This window comes from Rhodococcus sp. IEGM 1406 (genome assembly GCF_030056745.1).
GTDB lineage: Bacteria > Actinomycetota > Actinomycetes > Mycobacteriales > Mycobacteriaceae > Rhodococcus_F > Rhodococcus_F erythropolis.
Map to the genome: position 1 here is coordinate 248,768 of NZ_JASHKO010000002.1, position 20,264 is coordinate 269,031.

Annotated in this window: 6 protein-coding genes; 3 read left to right on the plus strand and 3 right to left on the minus strand. The window is 64.2% G+C overall.

The genetic code is table 11. The features are described 5' to 3' along the window. Window positions 1–11: 11 nt before the first annotated feature. Complete coding sequence (locus QM596_RS10490) at window positions 12–1,643, minus strand: ABC-F family ATP-binding cassette domain-containing protein (protein ID WP_283308903.1); 1,632 nt, start codon at window positions 1,641–1,643, stop codon at window positions 12–14. 129 nt (window positions 1,644–1,772) lie between these two features. On the opposite strand from QM596_RS10490, the gene QM596_RS10495 reads away from it, so the two are divergent. Both QM596_RS10495 and QM596_RS10500 read left to right on the plus strand, forming a co-directional pair. Further along, entirely contained in the window at window positions 1,773–2,558 is a 786-nt protein-coding gene (locus QM596_RS10495) for an SDR family oxidoreductase (RefSeq protein ID WP_283308905.1), read from the plus strand. A gap of 10 nt (window positions 2,559–2,568) precedes the next feature. After that, entirely contained in the window at window positions 2,569–3,699 is a 1,131-nt protein-coding gene (locus QM596_RS10500; RefSeq protein ID WP_283308907.1) for a lycopene cyclase family protein, read from the plus strand. 32 nt (window positions 3,700–3,731) lie between these two features. Here QM596_RS10500 and QM596_RS10505 read toward each other — a convergent pair whose 3' ends face one another. Next, window positions 3,732–4,703 (minus strand): alpha/beta hydrolase, encoded by a 972-nt coding sequence (locus tag QM596_RS10505; RefSeq protein ID WP_283308908.1) that lies wholly within the window; start codon window positions 4,701–4,703, stop codon window positions 3,732–3,734. A gap of 149 nt (window positions 4,704–4,852) precedes the next feature. On the opposite strand from QM596_RS10505, the gene ku reads away from it, so the two are divergent. Next, on the plus strand, window positions 4,853–5,692 hold the full coding sequence (gene ku, locus QM596_RS10510; protein ID WP_007727895.1) for a non-homologous end joining protein Ku: 840 nt from the start codon (window positions 4,853–4,855) through the stop codon (window positions 5,690–5,692). A 1-nt stretch (window position 5,693) separates the two neighbouring features. On the opposite strand, the gene QM596_RS10515 is transcribed toward ku, so the two are convergent. Then, window positions 5,694–20,003, minus strand: a complete 14,310-nt coding sequence (locus tag QM596_RS10515; RefSeq protein ID WP_283308911.1) for a non-ribosomal peptide synthetase — start codon at window positions 20,001–20,003, stop codon at window positions 5,694–5,696. Window positions 20,004–20,264 lie beyond the last annotated feature (261 nt).

The following is a 20,264-nucleotide window of genomic DNA, read 5'->3' on the forward strand; positions in this document are numbered from 1 at the left end:
CTCACAGGGGGTTAGGCGAGCTGGATCAGCTCGAGGTATTCCTGCGACCAGTGGTCCTCGTTGCCGTCGGGCAGGAGGATGACCCGCTCGGGGTTGAGTGCCTCGGCAGCGCCCGGATCGTGGGTGACCAGGACGACGGCACCGGTGTAGCTGCGGAGCGCGTCGAGCACCTGCTCGCGTGAGATCGGGTCCAGGTTGTTGGTGGGCTCGTCGAGAAGCAGAACGTTGGCAGCGGACGACACCAGACCGGCCAGAGCCAGACGCGTCTTTTCACCACCCGAGAGCGTTCCGGCCGGCTGTTCGAGCTGTGGGCCGGTGAACATGAAGGCACCGAGCAGAGAACGCAGCTCCTGCTCCCCTGTATCCGGCGCAGCGTGGCGGATGTTCTCCCACACGGACGCGTCGTCGTCGAGGGTGTCGTGCTCCTGAGCGAAGTAGCCGACCTTGAGTCCGTGACCGGCGATCAGCTCACCCGCGTCCGCGTTCTCCGCGCCCGCGAGGATGCGGAGCAGTGTGGTCTTACCTGCACCGTTGAGTCCGAGGATAACCACACGAGACCCACGATCGATCGCGAGATCGACACCGGTGAAGATCTCGAGCGAGCCGTACACCTTGGTGAGGTTCTTGCCCATGAGCGGAGTCTTGCCACAAGCGGCGGGCTCGGGGAAACGAATCCGCGCAACCTTGTCCGAGACACGTTCTGCATCGAGGTTCGCCATCAACTTGTCGGCTCGCTTGGCCATGTTCTGAGCCGCGACGGCCTTGGTTGCCTTTGCACCCATCTTCGCTGCCTGAATCCGCAGCGCACCGGCCTTCTTCTCGGCGTTCGCGCGCTCGCGGCGACGACGCTGCTCGTCCGTGGCACGAGCGTCGAGGTACTTCTTCCAGTTCATGTTGTAGACGTCGGCCTCACCGCGGACGGCATCGAGGAACCACACACGGTTGACGACGTCGTTGAGCAGGTCGACGTCGTGACTGATGACCACCAGTCCGCCCTCGTGGTTCTGGAGGAATCCACGCAGCCAGGTGATGGAGTCGGCGTCGAGGTGGTTGGTGGGCTCGTCGAGCAGCAGAGTCGTGTCCGAGCGGGCGCCGCTGCCGTCGGAGGCGGCAAAGAGGATTCGCGCCAATTCGACACGACGACGCTGACCGCCGGACAGCGTGCTGAGCGGCTGCCCGAGAATACGGTCTTCGAGGCCGAGGCTGCTGGTGATACGTGCGGCTTCGCTCTCGGCTTCGTAGCCGCCGAGGGCCGAGAATCGATCCTCGAGCTGGCCGTACTTCTTGACCGCGCGGTCCTGAGATTCCTGATCGAGCACCTCGCCCATCAGGATCTGCTGCTTCTCCATCTCGCGGAGCATCGTGTCGAGGCCGCGGGCAGAGAGAACCCGGTCCTTGGCGAGGATGCTCAGGTCGCCCTCTTTGGGGTCCTGCGGGAGGTATCCGAGTTCACCGGTGCGTACGACGCTTCCCGCATATGCCTCACCTTCACCGGCGAGGATGCGCAGAGTGGTCGTCTTTCCGGCTCCGTTTCGTCCGACGAGTCCGATCCGGTCGCCCGGCTGGATGCGCAGCGAAGGCCCGGGAGCTGTGAGAAGGGTGCGGACACCGGCACGAACTTCGAGGTCAGTGGCGGTAATCAAGCAAACTCCTCAGGAAAAACGACGAATACGGGTAAACAATGCCTGACTACAGACACAAGAACTATCGATTTTACCGTGACCTGACGGTCGTTCCGACCAGGAGCGTGTGAGTCCGCTAACGTTCGGGACATGACTAGCGAAAACAGCACTCGTCCTCGCGACCTCGAAGGCCGCGCCGCCATCGTCACCGGCGCAAGTCGCGGAATCGGCAAAGCTGTCGCCGCCGAACTCCTCGCTCGCGGCGCCGACGTCTTGATCACAGCCCGCAAGCCGGAGCCCCTCGAGGCTGCTGCATCCGAACTGTCCGATCTGGGGCACGGCGGCAAGGTCGTCGCATTCGCGGGCAACGCTGCCGATGCCGAGGCCCGCTCCGGTGCCGTCGACCGCGCCGTCGCCGAGTTCGGTTCGCTCGACATTCTGGTCAACAACACCGGAATCAATCCCGTCTTCGGATCGCTCATGGAGGCGGACCTCGACGCCGTGCGCAAGATCTTCGACGTGAACGTGGTTGCCGCCCTCGGTTACGTCCAACAAGCACATCGGGCGTGGATGGGCGAACACGGTGGAGCCGTCGTGAACCTGGCAAGTGTGGCCGGGATCCGGTCGACGGGCGTCATCGCGGCGTACGGCGCGTCGAAGGCTGCGCTCATCCGGTTGACGGAAGAACTGGCTTGGCAACTGGGACCGAAGATTCGTGTGAATGCCGTAGCACCCGGGATCGTCAAGACGCAGTTCGCGGCAGCACTGGTCGCTGCCGGCGAGGACAAGGCGTCGGCGGGCTACCCGATGAAGCGGCTCGGCACCCCCGAGGACGTTGCCGGCTTGGTCGGCTTCCTCGTCTCCGACGCGGCGGCATGGATCACCGGCGAAACGGTCCGGGTCGACAGCGGTCTGCTCGCAACGGGATCGATGTAGTGCGCCGATCATGAGCACACTCGACTCCTCCGCCGACGTGGTGATCGTGGGCGGAGGGCCGGCGGGGCGGGCACTCGCGACGCGCTGTATCGCCCGGCAACTCACCGTTGTCGTTGTCGATCCGCATCCTCATCGGGTGTGGACGCCGACGTACTCGGCGTGGGCAGACGAGTTGCCGTCGTGGCTGCCGGGCGAGGTGATCGCGAGCCGGATCGAACGCCCGAGCGTGTGGACCAGCGGGCAGAAAACGCTTGATCGCATCTATTGCGTATTGAATACATCTTTACTGCAATCATTTCTCTCCGACACATCCATACAGTTCAGAGGCTTACGCGCTCAAACACTGTCCACCACCACCGTCGTGTGCGTGGACGGATCGCAGCTGACGGGATCCGTCGTCGTCGACGCCCGAGGCACCGATCTGGCAGTGACAACCGCGCAGCAGACGGCCTTCGGAATGATCGTGGACCGAGCTCTGGCCGATCCGATTCTGGGCGGCAGCGAGGCCTGGTTCATGGACTGGCGAACAGACAACGGCACCTCCGACGCCGACACTCCCTCGTTTCTCTACGCGGTCCCGCTCGACAACGAGCGAGTCCTCCTCGAGGAGACCTGCCTCGTCGGCCGGCCGGCGTTGGGGTTGCGCGAACTCGAAACACGTCTGCGCACCCGACTTCACAATCGGGGCTGCGAAGTCCCCGACGACGCGCCGGTCGAGCGAGTCCGTTTTGCGGTCGAAGGCCCGAGGGACTCGTCCCCGGACGCTGTCCTCCGGTTCGGCGGGCGAGGCGGTCTGATGCATCCGGGAACCGGATACAGCGTTGCCTCCTCACTCGCCGAGGCCGACACTGTCGCGAAAGCAATCGCCGACGGTGAGGATCCGAACGCGGCACTCTGGCCTCGCTCGGCCAAGGCGGTATCCGCTCTCCGCCGCGTTGGTCTGAACGCACTTCTCACCCTCGACTCGGGCGAAGTCACCACATTCTTCGACAAGTTCTTCGATCTACCGGTCGAGGCTCAGCGGTCATACCTTTCCGATCGACGGGACGCGGCCGCGACGGCGAAGGTAATGGCAACACTGTTCCGATCGTCACCGTGGCACGTGAGAAAGACGTTGATGCGCGCGCCGTTTTTCCGGTGACCAGATCCGCACCGACTACTGATCCGCACCGACTACTGCGCTGCCATCGAGCTGGCGATCATCGGCCAGGAGTTGTGGAGGTCGTCCTGCCAGTAACCCCACGAGTGGGTTCCGGTCGGCTTGAAGTCGAAGGTCGCGGGGATGCCCAGTGCGTTCAGTCGGTCCGCCAATCCGTGCGTGCACCCGTTGACCGCGGATTCGATGATGCCGCCGACGATGATCTGATTCAGGAGTGCTCCGGGGTTTCCGTTCACATCGGGCGCCTGAAGGTTGTCGTGCGGACCTGGCAGCCCGGATCCGGTGGAGACGTACAGTTCGGTCCCCCGCAGCTTCTCCGCGTTCACGACGGGATCGTTCTCGCGCCATCCCGGACCGTCGAACGGTCCCCACATGTTTGTCGGATCAGCGCCACCCCGCGCACCGACCACCAGTCGCACGTAGTCCTGACCCGGCTGGGTGGAAGTCTCCGCGCACCCGCTGTAGGCCCCGACACTCCGATACAGCCCTGGGGCTGAGATCGCGAGATTGAGTACCGAGGTCGCGGTCATCGAGATCGCCGCGACGGAGTTGACCCCGTTGGTACCGAACTGCGCATCGATGACTGGCGGCAGTTCGCGAGTGAGGAACGTCTGCCACTTGTTGCGTCCGAGTACGGGATCGTCCTTCTGCCAGTCGGTGTAGTAGCTGAACGCTCCTTCCAGCGGCGTCACGACGTTGACGTTCTTGTCGGCAAAGAAGTCCAGGACATCGGTCCGTCCTTCCCACGTTGCACTGTCCTCGCCACCACCGGCGCCGTTGAGCAGATACAACGTGGGCCGTGGGGCGCTCGTGTCGGCGGGGAGGATCACCTCGAGTGGAATGTCGCGGCCCATCGCATCGGAGCGGACGCTGATGGTTACGGTGCGTGCCGGATCTGCGTTCGCGGGCAAAGGCGCAAACAGCAGTGGAACCAGTGAAATCGCCAGCGCCGCGGTGACGCGTCGACGGTAGGTTCGGATTCTCATCGGAGTGTCCCCCCAGGTGTGCGAGTCGGGTTCTCGAAGCGGATACCCGCTCGATACGCCCCGAACCGACCCATCCACACGCAACGGTTCGGGATCAACCGTGATCGTTTGCCTCGCGCAAACGGCCGGCGGCGACCATCATGGGAGGCATGCGCTCGATTTGGAAAGGCTCGATAGCCTTCGGTCTGGTCAACGTCCCGGTCAAGGTGTACTCGGCGACCGAGGACCACGACATCCGATTTCACCAGGTCCATGCAAAAGACGGTGGCCGCATCAAGTACAACCGTGTGTGTTCCGAGTGCGGAAACACGGTTCAGTTCGCGGACATCGACAAGGCGTACGACTCGGAAGACGGATCGCGCGTCATCTTGAGCGACGAGGACTTCAACAAACTCCCGGCCGCGGAGAAGCACGAGATTCCGGTGCTGGAATTCGTGCCGAACGATCAGATCGATCCGATCTTGTTCGAGAAGAGTTACTTCCTCGAACCGGATTCGGCGTCGCCGAAGGCATACGTCCTGCTTTCGACTGTACTCACCGAGAGTGATCGAACAGCACTGGTGCATTTCACTCTGCGACAGAAGACGCGCCTGGCCGCGATGCGCGCTCGCGACGGCGTCCTGGTGATCCAGACGTTGCTGTGGCCCGACGAAGTTCGCGCAGCAGAGTTCCCTTCCCTCGACGACGCGGAGAAGCCGAAGGCGAAGGAACTGAAGATGGCGCAGACGCTGGTCGAGAGCATGGCGGGCGATTTCGATCCGACCGAGTTCACCGACGACTACCAGCTCCAACTGAGGCAGTTGCTCGACGAGATGATCGAGAACGGCGGCAAGAAGGTCATCCCGGCCGCCGAGGTCGACCAAGAGGGCACCGACGCAGAGGTGGTGGACCTGGTTGCCGCACTGCAGCGCAGTGTGGACGAAGCGAAGTCGAACGCCTCCAAGGCCGGCTCGTCGAAGTCGACCACACCGAGGAAGAAACGAGCCTGAGTCAGCCGCGCACGTCTTGGACCTCGATCAGAGCGTCCAACTCTGCGTCGACGTCCGGGGCCGCGTGACGACCCGTTCCGACCGCCAGGTTGATCACGGGCCCGATCGCCTCCAGACCTGCCTCGGTGAACATTTCGGCGTGTGACGTGGGCACCGGACGGTCGATGATCACCCCGGACACGAACGGTCGCCACGCCGACGCCGTGCGCAGCGGGTCGAAGGTGTCGGTCTGTGCCGAGAAGAACAGCAGATCGCCCACGAACTTGCCCGGGCGGTACCGGTGGGCAAGCTGCGCGCCTGCGGAGTATTCCTCGAACAGTCGCTCGATCCGATCGCTCGAGACCAAAGGGTGATCGCCGATGGCTTCATGCAAGAGCGCTTCGGCGTCCTCGGGTGTCAGATCACGCTCGTCGGCGTCCGGGACCGAGATCCCCAACCCGCCGATCAGTTCGGCGAGAGAAGGCTGCGCGCCCGCCATCGTCGGGTCTTCGAGAACGAAGCTGTCGAGAAGAATCAGGTCGGCGACGCTCTCACCCGCGGCTTGCAACTGCACCGCCGCCGCATGAGCGATCAATCCCCCGATCGACCACCCCAGCAGGTGATACGGACCGTGCGGCTGAACTCCTCGAATTTCCTCGACGTACCGCGCCGCGAAGTCCTCGATCAGCTCCGCCCGGAATTCGGGGTCCGTCAGAATCGGCGACTGCAGGCCGTAGAGCGGCCGGCTGGAATCGACGTACCGATCGAATGCCCCGTAGCACCAGGCCAATCCGATGGCCGGATGGATGCAGAACAGTGGCTCGGCGCGGCCTTCCGGGCGTAGTGGCAGGACTACTGCAAGTGCGGAGGTATCCGCGTCACTTGTCACAACTGTTGCCTCGAGTTCGAAGAGTCTGCGCGCCAATGCCTCCGGCGTCGGGTCGGAGAATATCCACGCGACGGGGACGGTCATGCTGGTGCGTTCCTTGATGGCAGCGACCAAACGCGTTGCCATGAGCGAGTTTCCGCCGAGTTCGAAGAAGCTCGAATCGGCGTACGTGTCTGCGTCGGCGAGATCGAGGACCTCCGCGAAAGCAGCGCAGATCGCAATCTCGTCGCTGCCTTCCGGACTGCGTCCACTCGGCGCCTCCCAGAGGGGCGCAGGCAGAGCTGCGCGATCCAGCTTGCCCGCCGGTGTGGTCGGGACTGCATCGATCGTGACAAAAGCGGACGGGATCATGTGCGCAGGTAGGGATGTGCCTGCGTGGCGTCGTAGTGCGGTGACGTCGACGTCCCCGTGTGCCGGGACGACGTACGCGACTATCCGAGCGTCGACGCCGTCGCCGACGACCACGCTCACAGCCGAATGCACGGACGCCTCCGACGCCAGCACCGCGTCGATTTCACCGAGTTCGATCCGGAACCCTCGAACCTTGACCTGGTGGTCCGCGCGTCCGAGATAGACAAGCGACCGTGCGCGATCTTCACGCACAAGATCCCCGGTGCGGTACATCCGAGAGCCTTCGGGTCCGTGCGGGTCGGCGACGAACCGCGCTGCCGTGAGCGCGGGGTTGCCGAGGTACCCGCGGGCGAGACCGTCGCCGCACACGTAGAGCTCACCGACGACCCGTCCGGGGACCGAGTGCAGTCGGGAATCGAGAACCATCGCATCCACGCCTCGGATCGGACCGCCGATCGTCACGGTCTCCCCCGCGACGAGTGAATCGCTGATGGTGACTGCGACGGTGGCCTCGGTCGGGCCGTACGCGTTGAACATTCGGCGCCTCGGCGCCCACCGAGATACGAGGTCGGCGGTGCAGGCGTCGCCACCGACAACGACGGCCTCGAGATGGTCGAGACCGGCGGGATCGACAGTCGCCAGGGCGGCCGGAGTCACGAATGCATGGGTGATCGTCTGCTCGTCGAGCAGTTCGTGCAATTCGACACCGCCGAGAACCGTCGGAGGCGCAATCACCATCGTTGCGCCGGCGCCGAATGCCAGAAGGAGCTCGAGAACCGACGCGTCGAAGCTCGTCGAGGCGAAGCTCAGAGCGCGAGAGTGCGCGGTGACGCCGAAACGTTCCCGCTGTTCGTCGGCAAACGCGGCCAATCCCGCGTGAGTGACCAATACGCCCTTGGGTTTTCCGGTCGAGCCCGAGGTGTAGATCAGGTAGGCCGGGTTGTCGAACTCGAGTGGCGCGTCCGGCAGTGTCTCGGAATGGGCTGCCTCGATTTCGGTGGTGAATTCGACCGCGTCGAGCTCGATCCACGACGTGGCGCCCGGAAGGCCGGCCACATACTCACCCCTGGTGATACCGAGTACCGCCCCACTGTCGGTGAGCATGTGCTCGATCCGCTCGGCGGGGTACGCCGGGTCCACGGGAAGAAACACTCCGCCGGCTTTCGCTACGGCCCAGAGCGCGATCACATAGTCGGCCGACCTCGGAAGCGCGAGTGCCACAATCATTTCCGGCGCAATCCCGCGAGCGATCAACGCAAACGCCATTGCGTCGGAGCGTCGGTCGAGTTCGCCGTACGTGAGCGTGGCGGAAGCCGCGACGTCGACGATTGCCGGAGCATGCGGATCGGCCGCGCCGCGAAGCAGCAACTCCGGCAAGGTCAAAGCATCGCCGGCCGGACGTCCGGGCAACGCACGCAGGCCACGTCCCGCAAGATCCACGTCACCGACGACGGCGGAGGGCTGGGCAGTCAGTGTCTCGATGATCGTTTCCAGCATCACCGCAAACGACTCCGCCGTATCGGTGTCGAAGAGGTCCTTCGCGTATGTGAGGGAGGCCTCGTAGCCGCCGCCTTCCTCCGCGGTCTGTTCGACAACGGTGAACTGCAGGTCGTACTTGGCGATGTCCGGTGTGATCTCGTGGGCACGAACGGCAAGTCCAGGCAGGTCCCACGTCGTCGGGTGGGCGCCGTGGAACGAGATCATCGTCTGGAACACCGGATGACGGTCGGTGGTCCGGGTCGGCGCCACAACGTCCACGACCTGCTCGAACGGAATGTCCGCGTGGGCGAAAGCGTCGAGATCGACGGAGCGGACAGTACGCAGAACGTCGACGAACGTCGACCCGGGATCGACCGTCGTGCGCAGTCCGACCGTGCCCACGAACATTCCCACGAGGTCGTCGAGAACTCGGTGTCCTCGCCCGGCGACCGGAGATCCGATCACGATGTCCGTGCTTCGACTCAGCCTGGACAGCAGCACGGCATAGGCAGCGTGCAACACCATGAACGGCGTCGCCGCATTCGAGCCGGCGACCGCCTCGACCGCGATCCGGGTGTGCGCCGGAAGCGAGACCGCGGTGTGGGCGCCGCTCAACGACTGGGTGAGCGGGCGCGCTCGATCGCTCGGAAGGTCGATCAGCTCAGGTGCTCCCCGCAACGTCTCCCGCCAGTACGACGCCTGTGCCCCGAGCACGCTCTCGGATTCGTTCACAGAGCCCAGCGCTTCCCGCTGCCAGATGGCGAAGTCCGCGTAGTGCACCTCGAGCGGGGTGAACTCGGGAGCGCGTCCCGAACTTCTCGCGACGTAGGCGGTGAGCACGTCCTTCATCAACGGCGCGATCGACCATCCGTCCGCCGCGATGTGGTGGATCACGATGACAAGTGTGTGGTGCTGCGGCGTCGACTCGAGCAGGAGCGCGCGAACGGGAGATTGGGTCGTGATGTCGAATCCACGCGACGCGAATTCCCTGGCGAGCTCTGCCGGTTCACGGGTGTCCGCATTTGCGTACTTCAGCGAGGTGAATGCATCCTGGATCACCTGGTGTGGGCCGGTGTCGGAGTCGGGGAACACCGTGCGCAGGATTTCGTGCCTTTCGATCACGTCGAGGACCGCAGCTTCGAGGGCTGGGACGTCGAGTGCACCGTCGAGGGAGATCGCGGCAGGGACGTTGTACGCGGGTGAGCCGGGATCCATCTGGTTGAGGAACCAGATGCGGGCCTGCGCGTAGGACAGCGGAATTTGCTCGGGGCGGTCGACGGCGGTGATCGGTGGTAGCGCCTTAGCCCCGGCGGATGTGTCGAGCACGGTGGCAAGTTCCCGAATTTCGGGGTGCTCGAACAGCATTCGGACAGGTACCTGCCTGCCCAACGATTCGCCCAGTCGCTGGGCCAGTCTGGTGGCGAGCAGTGAGTTGCCGCCGAGTTCGAAGAAACTGTCCGACGCACTGATCTGTTCGATACCCAGTAGTTCTGCCACGACGCCGGCAACCTGGAGTTCGGTCGGGGTGGTCAGCGGCTCGACACTTCGCTCGGACGAACGCAGTGTCGGCGCCGGCAGTGCCGCTCGGTCGAGTTTCCCGACGGGGGTCAGCGGAACGTGCTCGATCGGGGTGATCGCCGACGGCACCATGAAGGCGGGCAGTGAGCGGCGCGCATGGATCAGCAATTCGTCCATCTCGACCGCATCGGCGCCGAGTACTACGTACGACGCCAACATCGTCTCACCGGAAGCTGCGTCGATGCCCACGGTGACCACGAACTCGACGCCGGGGTAATCGCTGAGGACGGAGTCGATCTCGCCCAGTTCGATGCGGAATCCGCGTACTTTCACTTGGTGATCAGAGCGTCCGACGTATTCGATCGTCTCGAGCGGCGTCCACCGAACCAGGTCACCGGTCCGGTACATGCGGGCGCCGGCCGGGCCGAACGGCGCTGCCACGAATCGCGTCGCCGTCAACGCGGGTTGGTCGAGGTAGCCGCGGGCAAGTCCCAGGCCGGCGATGTAGAGCTCACCGGTGACCCCGACGGGTACCGGCTGAGCCGAGCCGTCGAGAATTACCGCGGACACGCCCCGGACGGGTCCGCCGATGGTCACGGTCTCCCCCACCGTCAGGGCATCGCTGATGCACACCATGACCGTGGTTTCCGTCGGCCCGTAACCGTTGAACAACCGGCGACCCGGTGCCCACTTGCGGACCAGTTCGGGTGAACAGGCCTCGCCGCCGACAACGATCGACTGCAAGACGTCCAGCCCGGTGGGATCGACCGAGGCCAGCGCTGCCGGCGTGATGAACGCGTGGCTCACCTGCTGATCGGTGATCAGTTTTGCGAGGTCCTCGCCGCCGTACACATCGGGAGATGCGATCACCATCGTCGCGCCCTCACCGACGGCGAGCAGCAGTTCGAGGATGGATGCGTCGAAGCTCGGTGAGGAGAAGTGCAGCGTCCTCGACTGCGCCGAGATGCCGTAGCGCGCCGTCTGCTCGGCGGCCAATGCGCTCAGGCCACGGTGAGTGACGCTGACACCCTTGGGCTTTCCCGTCGATCCGGAGGTGTAGATGATGTAGGCGAGGTTGTCGATTCGGATCGGCGCGGCAGGAACCGGCTGCCAGACACCGTCGCCGTGGATGTCGTCCATCGTCATCCACGGAACCGGACGGGGCAGTGATTCGATCACCGCTTCCGTTGTCACTCCGCGAGTGGCTCCGGAGTCGGTGAGCATGTGCAGAATGCGATCGGCTGGGTACCGCGGATCGACCGGAACGAACGCGGCGCCGGTCAAGGAAACGCCCCACAACGCGACGATCGAGTCGATCGAACGCGGAATCGCTATCGCCACAATGTCTTCGGCGCCGATACCTTCTGTGGTCAAACGGCGGGCAAGCGCCGATGCACGGGCGAAGAGATCTCGGTAGAGCACGGTGGTGTCACCAGATCGAAGGGCCACCGAATCGCCTGAACGGGTGGCGGTCCGCGTCAATATTTCGGCCAAGGTGCGCGAACTGGTCCACGCCGGACCGCGTACCGGCATCAGCGACGCACGCTCGAGGGTGCTGAGGAATTCCATGTCGTCGATTGCGGTGTCCGGGTCTGCGGCGACGGCGCGGGCCACCGACTGCACACGTGCGGCGATCGTTTCCGCAGTGGAAATGTCGAAGAGCGCCTCGGCAAACCTGAGCGACCCGGTGATCTCCGCGTTCTCGGAATCGCCTGCCAGCAGGGTGAACTCGAGGTCGAACTTCGCGACGGACGGTTCGAGCGCTTGCGCCTCGAGATGCGCGTCGTGGACGGTTACCTGCGGCGAGACCACATTCTGGTGGTACGACAGCATGACCTGAAACAGCGGGTGTCGCGTAGTTGACCGGTCGAGATCGAGGGCGTCGACCAGCACCTCGAACGGCAACTCGGGGTGCGCGAGGGCGGCAAGGTCGCGTTCACGGACGACCTCGAGCAGGGAGGTGAACGACGCTCGGTGATCGACCGGTGTGCGAAGCGGTACCGAATTGACGAACATCCCGATCAGGGAATCCAGTTCGGGTCGGCCGCGGCCAGCCACCGGAGTGCCGACCACCACGTCGTCGGTAGCACCGAGACGCGCCAGAACAACCGTCAAGATCGCGTGTACGACCATGAATTGCGTCGTGCCACTGCGCCTTGCCAAGGCGGCGAGCCGCTCCCCGGTCGCCGCGTCGATGACGATCGGCACCGATCCGACGGCGGTCGTGGTGACAGATCCGCGTGGGCGATCCACCGGTAGCAGTACCTCGTCCGGGGCACCGGCCATGGCAGCGGTCCAGAAGGTCAGCTCGCGGGCAACCAGAGACTCCTGGTCGTCGATCTGCCCGAGCGAGTCTTGCTGCCACACCGCGTAGTCGGCGTACTGCACGTCGAGCGGTGTGAAAACCGGGGCGTCTCCGACGACGCGTGCGGAGTACGCCGCGACGAAATCTGTCGCGAAGGGAGTCAGGGACCAGCCGTCGAAGGCGATGTGGTGGATGACGACGACCAGTACGTGAGCGAAAGTGTCCTCGCGCACCAGCATGGCCCGAATCGGCAGATCCGAACCGAGATCGAACCCACGCGCCGCGAACTCCGTCGTCGCGGATTCGATACCTTCGGATCCGCGGTAGCGCTCGACGGAGAACTGCACGTCGGAAATTGCTCGGATGACCTGACTCGGGCCGTCGGCGCTGTCGACGTAGATCGTTCGAAGCACCTCATGGCGTGCAATGACGTCCGCAAGCGCCTCCTCGAGTGCATCGCCGTGGATGTCTCCGGTGATCCGGATCGCGAACGGAATGTTGTAGACCGCGGACTGCGGGTCGAAGCGATTGACGAACCACAGCCGCTGTTGCGCAGCGGAGAGCGGTAGTCGGTCCGGGCGAGCACCGGCGCTCAGGGCAGGTCGATCGTCTGATTCTTCGGCGCTCGCCGCCAGACGTGCAGCGAGCGCTTCGACGGTCGGTGCTTCGAAGATCGAGCGCACGTCCACAGCGAGTCCCGTCGCTGCGCTCAACCGCGCGGACACCTGCGTCGCGACGAGTGAGTTGCCACCGAGATCGAAGAAGCTGTCTCCGGCCCGGACATCGGGTACGTCGAGCAGTGAAGCGAACACGTCGGCGACGGTGCGTTCGAGCCCGGCCTCGGGTTCACGACCCGTACCGAGGACTTCGCGCGGTATCGGCGTCGGCAAGGCTCTCCGATCGAGTTTGCCGACCGGAGTCAACGGAATCGCGTCGATCGGGGTGATCGACGACGGAATCATGTACCGCGGCAGCGTGTCGGCGAGTGCCGCAAAGAGCGACTCGATATCAGCGTCGCCGCTGAGCAACACGTACGACGCCAGAGTGGTGCCTGCGGCGGATTCGACGGGAATCGTCGTGGCGAAGTGAACGAGAGGGGAATCCATCAGAGCAGCGTCGATCTCGCCGAGTTCGATGCGGAACCCGCGGATCTTGAGCTGATGATCGCTGCGGCCCACGTAGCGGAGGGTCAGGTCCTTGGTCCAGCGGACCAGGTCACCGGTTCGGTACATCCGGGCACCGGACGTCGAGTACGGATGCGCGACAAAACGATCCGACGTCAGCGCGGGACGAAGGTGGTAACCACGTGCAAGCCCCGGCCCACCGATGTACAGCTCGCCGACGCCGCCGATCGGGACCGGTTGCAGCCGAGCGTCGAGCACCACGGCGTCGATTCCGCGGATGGGACCGCCGATGGTGATCGGATCGCCCGGTGAGAGTGGGTCACTGATGGCAACCATGACAGTGGTTTCGGTCGGACCGTATCCGTTGTGCAGTCTGCGCCCGTTGCCCCAGCTCGAGACCAATTCCGGGGTGCACACGTCGCCGCCGACGACTACGCATTCCAGCGCCGTCACGCCCGCCGGATCGACGGTCGCCAGAGCAGCCGGAGTGATGAAGGCATGAGTGACCTCGCGGCTTCGGAGGAACTCGCTCAACGCCTCCCCTCCGTAGATGTCGGGAGGGGCGATCACCATCGTCGCGCCGGTCGAACCGGCGAGCAGTAGCTCGAGTACGGCGCCGTCGAAGCTCGGTGACGCAAAATGCAGAGTCCGCGACCCGGCGGTGATCCGATACCGATCCTGTTGTTCGCGAGCAAGATTGGCCAAACCTGCGTGAGTGACGACGGTGCCCTTCGGCACTCCGGTCGAGCCGGAGGTGTAGATGACGTACGCAGCCGACGCCGCAGTGATCGACGCTGTTCTGTCAGCGTCGTCGATGGCAGCGTCGGAGTAGGCGGCATATTCTGCAACCGTGTCCGCGTCGCCGAGGTCGATCCAGACTGCGACGTTCCCGCCGGTTGCCGGACCGGCCGCAACCTCGGCGGACCGAATTCCGATCCGCACACCCGAATCCTCGAGCATGTGCGCAACTCGATCTGCGGGATAACGGGGATCGACCGGGACGAAAACGCCGCCGGCTTTGGTGACCGACCAGACTGCGAGCACGGAGTCGACCGATCGGGCGACGGCCAATGCGACCGGTGTCTCGGGGCCGACGCCCAGGTCCATGAGGTATCGAGCGATCCGATTCGATCGACGCTCCAGCTCCCCGTACGAGAGTGAGCGCTCGGAGTCTTCGAGGGCGATCGCGTCGGGATACGTCCTCGCGGTATCCCCGAGGATCTGCGCCAGCGTCGATTCGCCCACCGAAGCCACGCCGCGCCGCGGCAATATCGCGGCACTCTCCCGGGATCCGAGTACACGAAGGTCACCAACCGGTGCAGTCGGTTCCGACACTGCCGATTCCACGAGGGTCACGAAGTTTCGCGCCAAGGCTTCGACGGTCGCGTTGTCGAACAGGTCGGTGGAATAGGTGAACGTGGCATCGATTCCAGCTGCGGTCCCGGACTCGTGACGTTCGGTGACGGTGAGCTCGAGGTCGAACTTGGTCAGCCCCGTCTCGACTGCCCGCGCCGTCATCGACACCCCGGCCAGTTCGGCTGTGTGAGCGGTGGTTATCCGAGAGGTGATGGCAGCTTGAAAGACCGGATGGTGCGCAGGCGAGCGGTCGAGTTCGAGCGCGTCCACGACGACGTCGAAAGGCACGTCCGCATTGTCGAAGGCATCCACGTCGACGGCCCTGACCTGCGACAGGTGTGCGGCGAACGTCGCGTCCCGATCGACGACGGTCCGCAAGGCCAGAGTGTTGACGAACATGCCGACGAGCAGATCGAGAGATCTGTCCCCTCGTCCTGCCACCGGTGTTCCGATGACGATGTCGTCCGTGCCGCTGTACCTGGCCAGAAGCAGGGCGAAGCACGCATGCAGGGCGATGAACGGCGTGGCGTCGTGATCGCCGGCAAGTACAACGAGCTTCTGATGAGTGGAAGCGCCAATTCTGATGTCGACTCCGGCCCCGCGCATGGTCGGGTCGAGTGGGCGCGGACGGTCCGTCGGCAGGTGGAGTTGCTCGGGCGCTCCCGCCAGCTGCTGCTTCCAGAACGCGATCTGTGAGTGGGCAAGCGAATCGGTGGATGCCGCGTCGCCGAGGTGTTCTCGGTGCCAGAGCGTGTAGTCGGCGTACTGCACCGGAAGGGGCGCCCACTGCGGGCTGTTGCCGCCGACGCGGGCGGCGTAAGCGCCGGTGAGATCAGCAGCCAACGGCGCGAGCGACCAGCCGTCGGCCACCATGTGGTGCAGAACTACGACGAGGACTGCTTGCTCGTCATCGCCGTCCTTGCCATCGCCTTCCTCATCGTCGGCGACAGTGATCAGCAGGTAGCGGACCGGGCGTTCGCGGACCAGATCGAAACCCGCCGAGGAGAATTCGAAGATCACACTTTCGAGATTCTCGCGTTCCACTTCGATCGACTCGAGCCCCGCGATACCCTCGCCCAGGCCCAGAACCTTCTGCGTTGCGTTGTCCCCGATTTGAGGAAACACGGTGCGTAGTGATTCGTGACGTGTCACGACGTCCATGATCGCGGCGCTCAGTGCGTCGGGATCGACGTCGCCGCGCAACGACACCGCCAACGGAATGTTGTATGCACCTGATTCCGGTGCGACGCGGTTCAGGAACCACAGTCGCTGCTGCGCGGGAGCAAGAGGCAGTACCGCCGGCCGGGCCACGACCTGGATACCGTCGGCGTCCGGGGTCTGGGCGGCACGCTCGATCGTCGCCGCGATCCCGGACACCGTGGGATGGTCGAAGAGCGCACGCAGCGGCATACGAACTCCGGTGGCTTCGGTCAAGCGCGCCACAGCCGTCGTCGCTACCAGCGAGTTTCCGCCCAAATGAAAGAAATTATCGTCGAGCCCGAGCGGTCCGCTACCCAGGATGTCAGCCAGAACCGCGGCTACCTTGCCCTCGGTCGGAGTCGTCGGGGGCCGGAAGACCTTGGTGGAGGCGAGGATCGGCGACGGCAGCGCACGCCGGTCGAGTTTTCCGTTGGTGGTCAACGGAATCGAATCGATGACCATGAAGGCATCGGGAACCATGTAGGTCGGGAGGGCTTCGGCGGCGTGCGCGCGAAGGGCTTCGGCGTCCACGGCGTCCGAAGCGGTCACATAGGTCACGAGAGCGCCGCCGGCCGGCGTCGGAGCCACGACGGTCACGGCGTCGTCGATTCCCGGCGCGCCGAGGATGACGGAGTCGATTTCGCCGAGTTCGATCCGGAATCCGCGGATCTTGACCTGCGCGTCGCCGCGTCCGAGGTATTCGAGTTGTCCAGGCGCAATCCATCGTGCGCGGTCACCGGACCGGTACAACCGTCGTCCGCCGGCATTGAACGGATCGGCAACGAACCGGCCCGCGGTGAGGTCTGGTCGGCCCAGATAGCCACGGGCGAGTTGACCGCCGGCGACATAGATCTCCCCCGCAATCCCCACCGGGACCGGGGAGAGATGCTCGTCGAGCAGGTACACACGAAGTCCGTCGATCGCGTCACCGATCCGGCTGCCGGTAACCGCACTCGCGCTCGCCCGGTCGAGTTCGAGATGGGTGACATGCACCGTCGTCTCGGTTATGCCGTACATGTTGACGAGTGCGGGCCCGGATTCCGTGTGATTGTCGTGATTGTCGTAGCCCGCGTGATTGTCGTACCAGCGCCCGAGGCGACGAAGATCCAAGGCTTCGCCACCGAAGATCACGTACCGGAGCCGAGTCTCCGAATCGGCCCGAAGGTCGGCTTCGATGTACTGGTAGAAGGCTGAGGGCGTCTGATTGAGCACGGTGACGCCTTCTGCAGCGACGAGCGCGCGGAAGGCATCGGGGTCGCGTGAGACTTCGTGATCGACCAGAACCAGCGTTCCACCGTGGAGCAGCGCGCCCCACAGTTCCCACACCGAGAAGTCGAAGGCGAACGAGTGGAACATCGTCCACACGTCGTTGCCGTCGAATCCGAATTCGACCTGCGTGTTCTCGAACAATCGCACCACGGTGGCGTGGGTGACCGAGACGCCCTTGGGTCGGCCCGTCGACCCCGAGGTGTAGATCACGTATGCCAGATTGTCGACTCCGTGCCCGCGCGGGCACTCATCGGTTTCCAGACCCTCACCGGAGTACTCGTCGGAGTCGACCCCGACGACCACCACGTCAGAGTTCGGGAAGGCGGAGTTCGGGAAAGTGGAATCGGAGATGACGCACACCGGTTGCGCATCCTCGACCACGTATGCCAAACGCTCGGCGGGGTGCGCACGATCGAGTGGGAGGTATCCGCCGCCGGCCTTCGCTACCGCGACAGCGGCAACGATCATGTCCACGGATTTCGGCAGCATGATTCCGACCAACGACTCGGATTGCACGCCATGCTCGACGAGCTTGCGCGCCAACTGATTCGATCGTCGATCGAGTTCGCGGTACGACACGCGCTCGCTACCTGCGACAACGGCGATCGCTTCCGGGGTCGCCCGAATGCGGTCGGAAAGGATGTCGGAGAGCGTTCGGACCGGGGTAATCGGGAGAACGGGCGGCACCAGCGCCTGGCGCGCGTCCGGGCGGAGCAGATCCACTGAGCCGAGCGCCGAGTGCGGAGCACCGACCATCGCGGTCAAGATTCGTAGATAACGGTCGGCGAGGTCCTCGGCTTGCTCCTTCGTGCCGAGCCAATCCAGAACACCGGAGATCGGCTGATCGAAATCGGCATGCTCACCAGTCGGAATCGCCAGGGAGACAAACAGTTCCGGCGCGGTGGCCAGATCCGATCCGATAGGCGCACCGACCATGAGCCCCGGAAATCTCGGGTGAGCATCCAGCGGCTCCTCGAAGCAGACCATCGCCCGGAACAACGGGCCCGTCTCCACCCAGCGGCCGTCACCGAGTGCGGCGGTCACCGAAGACAGAAGAATGTCTGCGTGTTCGAAAGCTTCGATTGCGACGGTGTCCACCGCACCGACCAGGTCGTTGAGCGTCATGGTGTTCGACACCGTCGAGCGAAGCACCAACTGGTTGGCGAACATCGAGACGAAATCGTCCGGGTTCGAGGCGCCGTACCCGCGGACCGAGACGCCGATCGACACCTCGTCAGCCGAACCGACGCGGCGCAGCAGTCCGGCCATCGCAGACTGGAACAGCACGAACAGACTCGTGTTCATCGTCGTCGCCATCGTCTCGAGGCGGCGGCAGAGGTCTGCCTCGATCTCGAGGGGCGTGGACGTCCGACCGGATCCGGCGACGACCGGCAAACCCAGATCCTCGGCGGGGTTCGACAATGTCGAAGACCAGTACTCGACGTTGCGGGCGTGTTGAACTTCGGCGATCCACTTCCCCGCGGCGTCCGGGTCGATGTCCATCAATCGAGTTCCCGATTCCGCAGCGCAGAACAATTCGAGGAATTCGAGGAAACGTCGGTGGTGACGCGTGATGTCCTCGTTGGTGTAGAGGTCTGGATTCGCGGCGAAGTCGATCTGGATCTCTTCGGCTGCGGAAGTCTGATAGACGTTGACCGAGAGGTCTTCGATCGGCCCGGTCGAGATCACGTTCAGTTCGCCGTGCGCGTCCCCGAGAGTGATTCCCGAGTGGAACAGCATGAGGTTGATCAACGGCCCGTGGAAGCCGCGTCCGTCGGCGATGCTGTGATCACCGGCGTTGAGGTCGCGTCGTAGGTCCTCGTGGCGGTACTTCTGATGACGCAGTGCGCCGGTGAGTTCGATCTTCACCTCGTGCAGCAAGTCTCCCACCGCGAAGTGCGGATCGACACTCGCACGTATCGGGACGACGTTCGACATCATTCCGCCGGACCGGCGAGCAGCTTTTGTCGTCCGCCCCGAGACCGGCAAGCTGAGGACCACGTCGCGGGTCCCGGTGGCCCGGGCGAGGTAAGCCGCCAGTGCACCGATCACCACTGACGACGTAGTCACGTCGTGATCGACGGCGAGCCTTTCGAGGGAGCTTCGCAGTTCCGTAGGTACCGTCGCCGACCGTAGGCGTGACCACGCCTGCGACGGAGCAGTCGAGGACGCGAGCGAGGTTCCGCCCGGCTTGTCGGCCATCTTGGTGTTCCAGTAGTCGCGATCGCGTTCCCACCGGGAAGAGCCCAGATAGTCGGCCTCTGCCTTCACCAACGATTGGAGGGGGGCAGTTACCGCTGGGGGAACTGGCAGATCCCGCACCGCGGCGGTGTAGATCTCGGCTGTGCGGTTCATCATCGACATCGCGCCGAAACCGTCGAGCGCCACATGATGAATACGGCTGTACCAGTAGTAATGGTCGTCGCGAAGCACCAGGACTGCCAGCCTGACCAGGCGATCGGTGAACGGATCGATGGCAGCAGTGTGCTCTTTGCGCATCCATTCTCGCGCCGCCGATTCCGGATCGGATTCGGCGCGCAGGTCGACCACGTCGAGGGAGTCGTCCATGTCGAGATCGAGCCACTGACGCGCAACCCCGTCCACCTCGACCAGGCGCAGGTATCCGGAGCCGATCTCACGGCCGGTCTGTTTACTGGCAGCGGTCAGCAGCTCGATGTCGAGCGGACCGTCCACGTCGACGTACTGAGCGATGCTGACGGGAATCTCGGGTCGAAGCTGTTGTGCGACAAGCAGGGAAAGTTGCGCGGCAGAAAGAGGGAAGGTGAGTTCGTCGTCCGGACGAGCTGCGGAAACGATTCCTCGGTCGGGACTGCCATCCACACGAATCTCCCTCTTACAACTTGATCATGATGCAAACAGGTATATGCGTCCGCTGGACGCTTCGAACTGATCGGGGCACTTCGAAATGAGACGAATACATTGGAAAGCTCGGGTGGAAACTGGCAAATCGCCCGCCGGAGATCACATCGTGACAATCAGCTGCGATGTTACCGATCAGTCAGCTTCCAGCAAATATTCATCAAACAACCATTTGGGACTATTGTCCTGAATATCATGGCTAAAACGGCCCTATATAACAAA